This is a genomic window from Acinetobacter sp. 148 (assembly GCF_031196675.1).
Taxonomy (GTDB): Bacteria; Pseudomonadota; Gammaproteobacteria; order Pseudomonadales; family Moraxellaceae; genus Acinetobacter; species Acinetobacter baumannii.
Genome location: NZ_JAVIMT010000085.1, coordinates 133,298 through 147,117 on the forward strand (window position 1 = coordinate 133,298; position 13,820 = coordinate 147,117).

Genomic DNA, 13,820 nt, shown 5'->3' on the forward strand with positions numbered 1-13,820 from the left:
AAAATTAAGCCAATAACCTAACTCCAATGCAGTTATTCAAACATACTTAATTGAGGTGTAGGTTTTATAATCTTCTCTTTAGGAACATGTAAACATTCAAATTCCTCAACAGGAAAACCTTCAATAAAGCTTGAAATATCTGGTGTTTCTAAACTTAACCATTCATCTAAGCGGTCATGTGGAATCACAATGACTGATCTTTTAACATCACCCGGTTCATGGAAGTCTTTCATCATGGGATGATCAATCGCATCCATAGTTAACATACTCGCAGAACGGACAATCGTTTCATTCATTTTGCAAATTTCATAGATTGCTGCGATAAAAAAAGCCTGCCCATCTTTACGGCGTACGCCCCACCGCTCAGGTTTATCATTTATATATTTACTCTCATAAAACTCCGTGACGGGTATCACACCGAACTTACATTTAAGAGCAGCTTCTTGAAAACTCGGTTTTTGGAAAATCGTTTCATGACGGGCGTTATAAGTATGTTTTGCTATATTCGTATCTTCTGCCCATTTAGGAACCAAACCGAACATGACTTCACGCCACTCAAAACCTTGCGGTGATTTGAATAATAATGGCATTGTCCCACCCGGATAAACCTCATCGGCATAGCTAAAGCCGACCACAGGCAACTGAAGTTGCTGCAATTGGGCAAGAGTTAAAGGCTTAAAGTTGGCACACATAGCAGGAATAAAATACTGTACTTTTACATCTCTTATTTTATAAGTATTTATTCTATAAACCAAATAAAAAGGCACTCGAAAGTGCCTTTAACGACATAACTTTACGCTTAAGAAACGTGCCGAATTCCTTGTGGAATAGCCTGCAATAGTCGTTTGGTGTAGTCATGTTGCGGATGTGCATAGAGCTCATCCGAGTTGGCGATTTCAACAACTTCACCATGATTCATGACCATAACCTGATCGGAGATATATTTCACAACCGACAAGTCATGGGAAATAAAAATATAACTAAGCCCAAACTCATCTTGTAAGTCTTGTAATAAATTAAGTACTTGTGCCTGAACTGAAACATCTAACGCCGAAACAGATTCATCACAAATTAGAATTTCAGGCTTTAGCGTTAAGCAGCGCGCAATCGCAATACGTTGGCGTTGACCGCCCGAGAACTCATGCGGATATCGATAATAAGCTTGTTCAGGCAGATTCACTCTCTCAAGTAAACCAAGCGCAATTTGCTTACGTTCCGCATCATCTTTACCAATTCCATGAATTTGCATAGGTTCCAATAAGATCTGCCCAATCGTAAAGCGTGGATTTAGTGAAGCATATGGATTTTGAAAGATGATTTGGATCTTCCTTTGATATTTGGCAAACTCTTTTTCAGTTAAAGAAAGAATATCTTTACCTTCAATTAAAGCCTGTCCCCCCGATGCTTGATGTAAGCGCATGAGCAATAACCCAACAGTCGTTTTACCGGAGCCCGATTCTCCTACCAAACCAAGCGTTTTTCCTTTAGCCAATTTAAAAGAAACGCCTTTTACCGCCTGAAATTCTTCTTTGCCAAACAATCCTTTACGACTATAAAAACTTTTTTTCAGATCTTTTACTTCTAAAATAATTTGCTCATCGCCATTTAAACCACGTTTACGCTCAGGAATTTCTGAAACATCAAAGCTTTGCTCAACCAATATATTGTTTTCTTGTCGCATAAAATCACTGGTTACAGGCAAACGATAAGGTCTTTGTGACATTTGAGGACGACAGTAAAGTAAGGCTCGGGTATATACATCTTTAGGCTGTTCCAAAACTTGTTCAGCGGTACCTTGCTCTCTAATTTCACCATGACGCATCACAATCACTTGATCTGCAATTTCACCAACCAAAGCCAAATCGTGAGTAATAAAAAGCATCGACATTTGACGGCGCTGACGCAATGATTCAAGTAAATCAATAATCTGTTTTTGAATGGTGACATCAAGTGCCGTAGTCGGTTCATCGGCAATCAGTAGTTTGGGCTCACAAGCAATTGCCATTGCAATCATGACACGTTGCTGCTGACCACCCGAAAGCTGGTTAGGATAAGCATCAATTTTCGTTTCTGGTGAAGGTATACCGACCTCTTTAAGCAACTCTAAAACACGTTGCCGCGCCTGTTTTCGGCTCATACCCATATGTAAACACAACACTTCTGCAATTTGATTGCCAACCGTAAAAACCGGATTTAATGATGACATCGGTTCCTGAAAAATCATGGCGATATCTTTACCACAGATTTTTCGCATCTCTGTACGCGATAAGCCAAGCAAGTCTTTACCTTCAAAAATAATCTTACTTTTTTCATCAATCTTACTTTGACCTACGGGAAGTAAACCCATAGTTGCTAAAGAAGTGACAGACTTACCACTACCCGATTCACCAACCAAAGCTACAGTCGTATTGGTCGGAATATCAAAGGAAATTCCTTTCACAGTTTCGATATATTGTTTATCTTCACCTTTAAAGCTTACACGTAAGTTTTCAATGTGGAGTAATGGGGTCTTTTTTTCTTGTTCTGTCATTTGGATTTCCTCTTATTTTAGTTTCGGGTCTAATGCATCGCGTAGCGCATCAGTAAACATTGAAAATGCCGTAACCAAAACCGCCATTGCGACAGAGGCTGCGACAAGCTGCCACCACTTACCTAAAAGAAGTTCACTTTGTGCTTCATTTAACATACTGCCCCAAGACACTACACCTACTGGCACACCGAACCCTAAGAAACTCAAAATCACTTCCGATTTAATAAAAGAAACCACCAAAATAGACATTTGGACCAATGCAATATGGCTGACGTTAGGAAAAATATGAATAAACATACGGCGAAAATGCCCGACACCAATGGCTTTAGCTGCAAGTACATATTCGCGTGCCGTATGTTTCATATATTCAGCACGAATTAACCGATAGACACCTGTCCAGCCCGTTAAGCCTAAAATCAGAACAATAGATAAAATGCCCTTTTGTTGTAGTACAGCAGCAATCGCAAGAACTAATAATAAATATGGAATGGAAGTAAAAATATTATAAAACCAGTTGAGAATATCATCGACCCAACCACCAAAATAACCTGAAACTGCCCCTAAAAGCGTTCCTAATGTGACTGCCAGTAAGGCAGAAACAAGCCCTACAATAATTGAAGTTTCAGCGCCTTTAATGGTTTTTTTAAGGACATCTTGTCCCCATTTGTCAGCACCAAAAATTAGGGTACTTTTTAGTTCACTTTGCTGATCAAGTAAATGTCCACCGAGTTGCTGATCAATTGCTTTCATATCATCAGCTAATGGATCAACTACACCATAATAATCAATTGCACTTCCAGAGCTCTTTTCTTGTTTGATTTCAGCCTTGAGTTGGTGAATTACATCTTTTAAGGGATCGACTGGATTTTCCGGTAATTCCTCATCTACAGCGGCTGTACTTTTCAAAGCTTCCGTTGTCTTATCTGCACCTATAAATGTAGGAGGCGCATAACTGACAGCAACTTCTTTATTCCAATCAGATGCAATCACACCCGTTAGAGACAGTATTAATACGATCAAATAGAACAACACAACAATGAGCGATGCCATTGCAATTTTATCGGCCCGAAGGCGACGCATGGCAAGTCGCCATAGCCCCGCTGAAGCAGGAGCGGTCTGGGTTTCTAACTTTCTTTTTGGTAAAACACTCAGCATAACCCACCTACTTCAACTGTACACGTGGATCAACCACTTTGTAGACCAAGTCCGCAATCAAATTAAAAATCATGGTTGCAGCTGCAATATATACAGTAATGGCTTTGATGACAGGAAAATCACTACGCTCTACAGCAATAATCACTTCACGACCAATACCGGGAATACCAAAAAAGCGTTCAATTAAAAATGCACCTATCAATAATGCCGGTAAATTTGACATCACATCAGTAATAATCGGAATTGAGGCATTACGTAGAACATGCACACTTAAAATTCGGCTTTCCCCTACACCTTTAGCACGTGCGGTTCTCACATAATCCTGATTTACTTCATCAAGCACAAAGCTACGATATAAACGTAAAGTAGGTGCAATACTCACCACCAGCATGATTAGAATTGGTAGTAAGGAAAACTTAAATAAATTTTCGGTAAAACTATCGCTCCATCCCTGTACTGGAAACCAGCTCAGTTGATAAGCCAGAACATATTGAAAAACAATAATGTAAACCAAAATACTAATCGACATACCGATGGTACATAGCATCATGACCATACGATCAGTTAGAGAGCCACGTACTGCCGCTACAGCCAATGCTAAAATAATTGAAATAACTGTTTGTAAAATGGTGAGTGGAATTAAAAGTGTGAGCGACGGTCCTAATCGGGTTAAGATAATTTGTGAAACGGATTCACCTGTGCTCCAACTTGCGCCATAGTCAAAAGTAAGAATTTGCTTAATAAAAATCCAAAGTTGAACATAATAAGGTTGATCAACACCTAACTGTTTACGGATATTTTCAATCTGCTCAGGGTTAGACATCTTACCTGCCAAAATATAGGCAGGATCTCCACCGACCCAATTAAATAAGATAAAAATAAGCAGCACTACTCCCAACATGGTCGGAATCATCTGCCATAAACGCCGAATAACATATGCCAGCATAGTGATAATTCCTTATTTAACCCGTTGTCCGGTAATTTCGTTAAAGAATGCTTTATTGTCAGGATCACGACCAAGGAAATCTTTAACCAATTCAGCTGCCGGTTTTTGGCTACCCTGCGATAAAATCGTCTGACGATAACGTTGTCCCACTTGTGGGTTGTTCAGGTTGTCACCATAAGCAGAAAGCATGTCTAGCGCTAAAACCTCAGACCACATATAACCGTAATAACCTGCCTGATAACCACCCATTAAATGCCCGAATTGCCCCGGGAATTCAGTTGTTGGCACATATCCTAAGGCTGTAGCGGCTTCCATTTTTTGCCAAGTTTCTAAAGGTTTTACTTTTAAGGCATCTGCCGTATGAAGTGCCATGTCATATTGTGCATAAAGCGTCTGACGCGCATAACGCAAACCACGGCCATAATTATGTACTGCTTTTAAACGGGCAATTAATTCATCGTCAACACGTGGACAAGCTGGATCGCAATAATCGGCCACTTTAGATAAAGTCTCTTTACGGCGTGCCCACTCTTCATACATTTGAGAAGGTGCTTCTACAAAATCGCGCTCTACAGAGGTTCCGGACTGACTGGCATAGCGTGTGTTTGATAAGATGCCATGTAAAGCATGACCGAACTCATGAACAAAAGTTTCAAGCTCATCACTATTTAAACCTTTACGGTTAAAGTTGGTCACCAATACTGAAATCGGTAATCGGTTGGTTAAAGTGCTTCCACCATATACTCCCCAAACTGCTGCATGGCCATATTTCCCTTCACGGGGGAATTTATCCATATATAAGCCACCAAGGAGTTTTCCTGTCTTTTTATCAACTACATCGTAATATTCAACTTCATCCTGCCATGCTTTAACTTTGACAGGTTTAAAATCAATACCGTAAAGATCAGATGAAATGGCAAATAACCATTTTTGAGCAGCTAAAGTTGGAAAATAATCACGAAGCTTTTCCTGATCAATTTGATATTTACTCTTACGAAGTTTTTCACTCCAGTAAGCTTCACTCCAGCGCGTTATCTCGGTTTTATCTAGTGGTGTTTTTAAAGTTTGTGCTTTAAAGGCACGAAGCTCTTCTACTTCTTTACGTTCAAGTGGTGCTACAGTTTTTTGTACTTCTGCCAAAAACTTGTTTACAGCTTCTGGTGTTTTTGCCATTCGGTCTTTTAAAGCCCAATCTGCATAACTTGCTTTTCCAAATAACTGTGCAAGTTCATAACGTAAATCTATTGCCTGTTTGAGTAGTTTTAAATTTTGTTCAGTCCCACGTCGTGTAAAGGCAATCTGGTATTTTTTTCTGGCATCATCATTATCCGCTAGCTCCATGAAGGGGCGATACTCCGGATACTCAAAACCTAATAGATAATTTCCTTTCGTATTTTTCTTTAACCCCGAAATATAACTTTCCGGTAAGCCTTTCATCTCTTCAGGAGTAAATTCAAGTTTTTCCGGGTTATCACGAATATTACGGTTATATTCTTGTTCAAGTTTAGTCAACTCATCCAGAATAGCCTTCATTCTTGCGCGTTTTGCTGGTTCTAACTGAACCCCTGTGTCTTCAAATTGATCCAGAATATCTTGACGGTATTTCTGGTCAATCGGATCAGTCGCTTTTGTATTTTTAATTACGTTATACAGTTTGGAGTTTTGGAATATATCCGTATGAAATTGATTAATTTTGATTTCGCAGTCTTCTGCTGCCTTACGTAATTTCGCATCTGGGTCTACATTACTATATAGACCTATGGGCCCCGAAAAATCTTCAAGATGAGCAAAAATTTTATCCCACTTGGCTAATATCGGAGCAGCGGCAGCATCGTTTTTAACAGGCGTTTTTTCAAAACTAGAAATCTCTTGCTGAATTTTTTTTAAATTAGAATCACACCATGCTGGGAGTTGCTCTGCTTTGAGTAATGGTAATGTCGCACGCGTCGCTTCAGCCGATGCAAATTGACTTATACCTATGGTCAACATACATAATGTAGTCATTTTCAGTGTATTATTTTTCATCGTATCTCCAATTTTTTTCATTTAATGATTAGATTTCGTATTTGTATCAATATCGAAGTACATCCATTCAGCATGTAAAATCGGATGCTTCTTATATCCAATAATTCGTGGTTGGGCCAACATATTGCGATAGCGTGCATAAGACATTTGCACAGGCATATAAACCTCTAACAAGCGCGTCATTTTTCGATATAACGCATCTCTTTCTGGGCCTGGCTTCACTTGTTGAGACTGGCGGTACAACTCATCAAACTCTGGTATCGAACCACAAGACCAGTTCGTCATATGAGTATTTGGACCATAAAAATTCTGCATAAAATTATCCCCATCTGGATAATCAGCGATCCATGCAGAAGAACCAAACATTCCCTCACATTGTTTCTGTGATCGAAGTAAGTCTGAAAAAAGCATTGGCTTATACACCATGCGAATATGTAGGCTATCGAAGTTTTTCTTCCAAAGTTCAGCACTTTGTTGGCCAATACTGTCATTACGCGCTTTATATTCGACCACGAGCGGCTTGCCGTTTGGTTGTGTACGCCAACCAGAAGCATCTTTTTTGTAGTGATATCGATCCAACAGCAGATTGGCTGCTTTTACTGAATATGGTGTACTGCTTCTATACTGTGGGTCATATCCCACTACACCAGGTGGAACTGGGAAATGAAGACGTTCTGCATCACTATTCCTTACCAATTTAATCTCTTGATCTATTGAACGGGACATCGCAATAGCACGGCGTAAGGCAATTTTTTCTTTACTCATTCCTCCAACAACGGGATCTTTGAGATTCCAATAGATATAACTAATTTCTGGATCAACAATACGAGATAATTGCACGCCTTCTTTTGCAAGCTCGGGTCTTAATTTACCGTCTTTAATCGCTTTTGAAACTAATTGCCCTTCAAGCTGAATGATATCTACCTCACCACGCTGGAATGCTAACCATCGTGACTGGTTTTCTTCCATGACTTGAATATCAATTGTGCCGATTTGAGGCATTTGTTTACCTTTAAGGCGCTTTACAATTGCTTCATCCCCGGGGCTACTGGCATTAAAGTTCCAGGTAAAACCTCGATATTCAGGATTTGCTTTTAAAACAATACGTGAGGCAGGTATCCACTTACTGAGCATATAAGGTCCGGTTCCTACCGGATGCCCCATAACAAAACCAGCTTTATCTTTATATTTCTCGATGACTTCGCGTGCCACCGCACCTGTCGGATCATGGGCCAGTAATAAAGGGAAGTTATAGTCTGGTTTTACTAACCGAATCACCAAAGTGTACTTATCAGGTGTTTGTAAACCACTTACATTTTGATCGTAATTAAATTTTCCGGATTTATTGGCTGCTTTGACTAAAGCATTCATACCTTCAATTTTATCTTCCAATAACCAACTATTGGGTGAGCGTAAATTTGGGTCTAATAACCGCTTAAAAGAATATGCATAATCGTAAGCTGTTAACTCTCTAGGTTTACCTTTAAACGCTGGGTCGGCTGTAAAGTAAATACCCTTCTTAATGTGAATGGTATAAGTCAGACCATCTGCACTCACTTCTGGCATAGCCGTAGCCACGTGTGGGATTAATTTTGCTGGTCTTGCCAAATAGTCATAGGTATATAAAGTTTCAAATATAGATGTGAGTACATGCGCTGAATATAAGTCATGTACATAAGCTGGGTCGAAGCCTGTTTCAGCTGTTGGGAATACATAACGCAAAACTTTATTTGGATCGGCTGGGCTTTTCGCAAAAATAGATATAGAACCCGTTAAAGCCATTCCGGCAAAGAATAGGCCGACACTACAGTGCTTAAGCTTTTGTTTTAAATTTTCGGTCATGATGATCTTTATCTAAAATTATTTTTTAATAGGGGTAATATCAAGATATTGCCAGTTTGTATTCATCATTGGGTGAGCTTTAAACCCCTGAACTTGAGGCCGTATCAACCAATTACGAATTCGTGTTACATGAATAATCCAAGGGTTATCAGCTTCTATCTGACGGTTAAGTTTTTCGTAATATGGTAGACGTTGTTGAGGTGGTAAATGAATGGCCTGAGTATAAAGAGCATCATATGTTTTAGACTGATAACAAGCATGGTTTCCCTGCCCAGCATTTGGTCCATATAATAATTGTGCAAAATTATCTCCTTCAGGATAGTCAGCAATCCATGCACCGCTCCAGATCATATATTTACATTGAGTAGCGGCTTTTAAGTTATCTGCAAAGTTACTTACCTTAAAGTCAGCTCGAATGCCAATCGCATCTAGATTTTTTTTCCAGAGTTCTGAATGAATAACCGATGCTGAGCTATTTTCTGTATTGATTTTTAAAATTAAAGGTTTGCCATTTGGTAAGGTCCGGTAGCCATCAGCCCCTTTTTTATAACCATAATGATCAAGTAGTTTATTTGCTAACAGCGGATTATATCCTACGCTACTTTTATATTTAGGGTTATATCCGTTTACACCTTCAGGTATAAACATTTGTGATCTAACAGCCTGACTTTTATAAGCTTGTTGTATGCTTTCTTTTTGATTGTATGACAGAGTAATTGCTCTACGAAGCGCTATTTTTTCTGGGCTAAAACCACCGATCACCGGATCACGCATATTCATCATAGTATAGGTAATCTCAGGATCCTTATTTGGATAGTGCTTAATTCCTCTCTTCTTAAAAGAAGCTTTAAGCTGATTTCCATCTAAAGCTTGAGGAACAGCATTCGCTGTGAGTTTATCAAAGTCTAGTTGTCCAGACTGAAAAGCTAACCATCGTGACTGCTCTTCTTCAATAATACTGACCACCACCTTGCCAACTTGTGGCATTTTCTTTCCAGACATTTCCTTAACAAGTTGGTTATCCCAAGGTGTTCCTGTTGACTTAAAATTCCAGACAAAACCACGATAATCAGGATTAGCAACTAACTCGACCTTACTTCTCGGTACATATTTACTTAACATATAAGGACCAGTACCTACGGGATGCATACCAATACGGTCACCGTAATAGTCAACAACCTCTTTAGCAACAGCACCAAAAGTAATATAGGCAAGAATATAAGGAAAATTAAAGTCTTGGCGAGTCAGAGTAAATTGTAGAGTATATCGATCAAGAGCTTTAACTCCAGCAATCGGAGTAGCATAATCAAATTTTCCAGTTTTCTTTGCTTGAGCTACAACCGCATCGGCACCTTGTAACTTACCATCAATAAAAGAAACAGAAGGCGCTCTATTTTTAGGGTCTAAAATACGTTTAATTGTATAGACGTAGTCTTCAGCCACCAACTCACGGCGTTTACCTTTAAAAGCGGGATCATTGGTAAAATAGATACCCGGCTTAATCTTAAATATATAAACTTTACCGTCTTGTTCCACTTTGGGCAGGCTTTCTACAGTATTGGGAACTAACTGTAGTGGACGCGCTAGATAGTCATATTTGAGTAAAGGCTCAAAAATTGCCTCAGCAATACTAGCACTATAGAAATTGGTGGTTTTGACCATATCGAAACCATCATCTGGGGCCTCATAGGCAACATGCAAAATTTTGTTTGGTTGCGCTGGCGTAATTGCGTAAGCACAAGGAACTGATGTAATAGCCAGACTTAAAATGGCGAGCTTAAAAAATTTTAATTTCAAGTTCATACCCACGTAATTAGTTTTTTTAAAAGATATTATCCTTTTGAGTAACATCTAAATCTGCATAAGAAAAGTTCTTTTTCAACAGATAGGCCTATTTAGGATTTAAAATTTACTTTCCTTTATCCTCTTTCGATTTGATCAAATGGAAAAAATAAACTCAAATACCTAGTGTTTTGTAACCATTGAATATAAAGCGAATTTCATGCCATTTATTAATATCCATCTTAAAATATTTAAAAACATTAAAAATTCATATTTTTATTAGATACTTAAAAACGTTTGAACTATATAAATAAAAGTAACTTTTTGCCAAATATTATATTCATATAAGTTAATCATCTAATACCTTAAATGCACAAATAAAATACATTAAAAATTAATTATGATCCACATTAGCTCAAGCCTAAATTACAGATATTTTTAAAACAATATATTGATTAATAATAAAAATATAATTTAACCGTGTAGGGATAAATATTATAACATTACATATTAAAAGGCTCTAAAACGATACATTTTTATTTAATAAGCATGTGAAGAGTCTAGTAATGTATATTTTTTATACAAATAAATTTGAAACTTTTCGCCATCATCAAAAAATTTTCCAAATGGAAAATTTATTTTTATATCAAAAAAGCTAAAGCATCATACTCAAGCATAATAAAATCAATATTTATCAATATTTTGCATAAACTAAAAAAAGAAAAATATATAGTTGGCACTTGCTTTGCTTAAAAACTTTCCAGCAATATCGCTAACGACAACAAAAAGGGATCAAGTCCACGATGAAAAAAAAATACAATGTTCGATCTCAGGCAACCCCCAAGATTGGCAAAACAATTCTTAAATTAAGCACCCTTAGTTTAAGCATGATGTGTCTTACCATGGCACAAGCAGCAAAAACTGAACAATCAAGTACCGATGAAAAACCAACAAAAGTCGTAAAAGTTGCCGTTACAGGTTCTTCAATTAAAGGGGTTGCGGCACAAAGTGCTTCCCCGATTACCATTATTAAAGGCGAAGATCTCGCAAATGCTGGCGTTACTACAGTTGAAGAAGCATTAACCCGTGTAAGTTCAAATCAGGCAGGTTTTTCAACTGACCAGAATGTGGGTGCCAGTAATACCGATGGTTCTACTGCTAACCTTCGGGGTTTAGGTAGTGATAAAACACTCGTTTTACTTAATGGACGACGCCTCGCAGCGAACCCTTTTGGTACTTCCACTGTAAACCTAAATATTATTCCTTTAGCAATGATTGATCGTATTGAAGTTTTACGTGATGGTGCCTCAGCAGTTTATGGTGCTGATGCTGTTGCAGGGGTTATTAATTTCATTACAAAAAAAACATATCAAGGTGTAGGTATTAGCGCAGGTTTATTACAACCAGAACACAAAGGTGGTGATAAACAAGATATTTCTATCTTTGGTGGCTACGGCGACTTAGATGAAGATGGTTTTAATATTTTCGGTGTTGTAGATTATCGTCGTACTAACGGCATTATGGCGAAAGACCGAAGAATTTCTGAACGTGGAGGAGTATTACCAGAACTCGGTCTTGATGGACGCTCTGCTAATGCCTTTACCTCAAATTTTTATGACCCTATATCTGGAGTTTCAGGAAATCCCTATGCTCAAAATGGTCAATGTTTGGGTCCCGCAGAGTCAGCAGAAGAAGGATTCTGTTATGCAAATACTCAAGCTTTGATAGGTATCAAACCAGATGTAGAAAACGTTTCTGTTTTAGGACGTGGTACATTCAAAGTTAACGATAATTTAAATGCTATTGGTGAATATATTTATTCACGTAGTGAAGTTATCACTTCTGTTGCCCCTGACCCATTTAGCCGCAGTAATCTGTCAACTCGCGTCACCCTTTCAAGTGATAGTCCATATTATCCAGGCAATGGTATTGTTCCTAGCGTTAAAGGGTTAAGTGGTGCTCCCCTTGAACTCTATTTACGATCACATGCAGGAAACCGTATAGCTAAATCAATTAATGAATCACATCGGCTTTTTGCAGGTTTGGAAGGTGACGTATGGGGTTGGGATTTAAACACAGGTGTTACCTATGCAAAAAGTGAAGCCTCAGATAATTTCGTTACTGGTCAATTAAATAAGACTAAATTACAAGATGCCTTAAATAACGGAACATTAAACCCATTTGGTGAAAGTAGTGATCCTAATATCTGGAATAATTTATCAGTTAAAGGGAAATATAATGAAGCAACTTTAGAATCCACTACTGCTGACTTCAGTATTAGCCGCCCTATTTTTACTTTACCTGCTGGTGAGGTTGGTTTTGCTTTAGGAGGCAGCTTTACTAATCAAGATTGGAAACAACATATTAATGCAGATTTAGTCCGTCAAGCTCCTAGTAGTGGTACAGACCCTAGTAAACCTGATAATTCTGGTGACCGAGACATTACCTCTGCATTTGCAGAATTACAAATACCAATAACCAAAACGATCGAGGCACAACTTGCAGCCCGTTACGATGACTATAGTGACTTTGGCGATACTTTTAATCCTAAATTCGCGATCCGTTGGGAACCATTAAAACAACTCATGTTCCGTACTTCATATAGCACAGGTTTCCGTGCACCAAGCCTATATGAGATTAATGCGGCTCAAAGCAAAACTTATACTGGTGCAAAATATAATGACCCACTTTATTGCCCAGGCGGTGAGGTCGTAGAAGGGAAAAATAAAAATGACTTTTGTAATACTCAATTTATGAAATTACAGGGAGGCTCAAAAGATTTACAACCAGAAGAATCAAAATCATTTACTGCCGGCTTTGTTTTTGAACCAATTAAAAATCTTGTACTAACGGTTGACTATTTCAATATTAAAATTGACGACCTAATTGCTCAGGTGGGAGAAGCCACCATCTTTGGGGAACCTGAAAAATACTCTGCTCTTTTTGTAAGAAATGCTGATGGTACTATCGACTATATAAAAACCAATTTATTCAACTCTGGTGGCATGAAAACAGAAGGTTTTGATATTAGCCTAAATTATTTAACTCCAATGACATCCACTGGCCGTTTTGGCTTTGGAATTGATGGGACTTATGTATCCAAACTAGATTATCGCGACTCAAAAGGTGAGCCATGGACAGGACAGGTTGGTCTATATGAGGACCCTGCTGTCGTCCGATGGAAACACACAGCTAATATTAACTGGGCATATGAAAATTGGAAATTAGTTTTTGAACAACAGTTTGTACGTGGTTACGATGATCAAAATCAGATAGGTGAAGAACAATATGATCATCACAAAGTTAGTGATTATACCCTCTATAATATTTCTGGTACCTATAAAGGCTTTAAAAATCTTGAGCTAACAGCGGGTATTAAAAATATTTTCGACGAAGACCCATCTGCTTCAAACGTATTAGATAATTTCCAATACGGATATGACCCTCGGTATGGTGACCCAACAGGACGTACATACTATTTACGTGGTACATACAAGTTCTAAATGGTTATTTTGCAAACACGACTTTAGAGATCATGTT

At 38.3% G+C, this 13,820-nt stretch carries 8 protein-coding genes and 1 pseudogene; 2 read left to right on the forward strand and 7 right to left on the reverse strand.

The genetic code is table 11. The features are described from left to right. Positions 1-32: 32 nt before the first annotated feature. From RFX69_RS15995 to RFX69_RS16025, 7 genes are all read right to left on the reverse strand, one after another. The gene (locus RFX69_RS15995) at positions 33-692 is read right to left on the reverse strand and encodes an SOS response-associated peptidase family protein (RefSeq protein ID WP_000332555.1); all 660 of its coding nucleotides are present in this window, start codon (positions 690-692) and stop codon (positions 33-35) included. Positions 693-799: 107 nt separating this feature from the next. After that, positions 800-2,530, reverse strand: coding sequence for an ABC transporter ATP-binding protein (locus tag RFX69_RS16000; RefSeq protein ID WP_215763547.1), 1,731 nt, complete (start codon positions 2,528-2,530; stop codon positions 800-802). Positions 2,531-2,542: 12 nt separating this feature from the next. Continuing rightward, entirely contained in the window at positions 2,543-3,685 is a 1,143-nt protein-coding gene (locus RFX69_RS16005; protein ID WP_021510819.1) for an ABC transporter permease, read from the reverse strand. A 7-nt stretch (positions 3,686-3,692) separates the two neighbouring features. Then, positions 3,693-4,631, reverse strand: coding sequence for an ABC transporter permease (locus RFX69_RS16010; protein WP_000881926.1), 939 nt, complete (start codon positions 4,629-4,631; stop codon positions 3,693-3,695). 12 nt (positions 4,632-4,643) lie between these two features. Beyond that, positions 4,644-6,677 carry a M3 family metallopeptidase gene (locus RFX69_RS16015; RefSeq protein WP_086262377.1) on the reverse strand — a complete coding sequence of 678 codons (2,034 nt, stop codon included), beginning with the start codon at positions 6,675-6,677 and terminating at the stop codon, positions 4,644-4,646. Continuing rightward, positions 6,678-8,501 carry an ABC transporter substrate-binding protein gene (locus RFX69_RS16020; RefSeq protein ID WP_085941292.1) on the reverse strand — a complete coding sequence of 608 codons (1,824 nt, stop codon included), beginning with the start codon at positions 8,499-8,501 and terminating at the stop codon, positions 6,678-6,680. Positions 8,502-8,516: 15 nt separating this feature from the next. Further along, positions 8,517-10,307 carry an ABC transporter substrate-binding protein gene (locus RFX69_RS16025; protein WP_168650261.1) on the reverse strand — a complete coding sequence of 597 codons (1,791 nt, stop codon included), beginning with the start codon at positions 10,305-10,307 and terminating at the stop codon, positions 8,517-8,519. 163 nt (positions 10,308-10,470) lie between these two features. Here RFX69_RS16025 and RFX69_RS19420 point away from each other — a divergent pair. Together RFX69_RS19420 and RFX69_RS16030 are read left to right on the forward strand one after the other, a co-directional pair. After that, positions 10,471-10,563 (forward strand): annotated as a pseudogene (locus RFX69_RS19420) (hypothetical protein); the annotation flags it as partial. A gap of 520 nt (positions 10,564-11,083) precedes the next feature. Then, on the forward strand, positions 11,084-13,783 hold the full coding sequence (locus RFX69_RS16030; RefSeq protein WP_289332451.1) for a TonB-dependent receptor: 2,700 nt from the start codon (positions 11,084-11,086) through the stop codon (positions 13,781-13,783). Positions 13,784-13,820 lie beyond the last annotated feature (37 nt).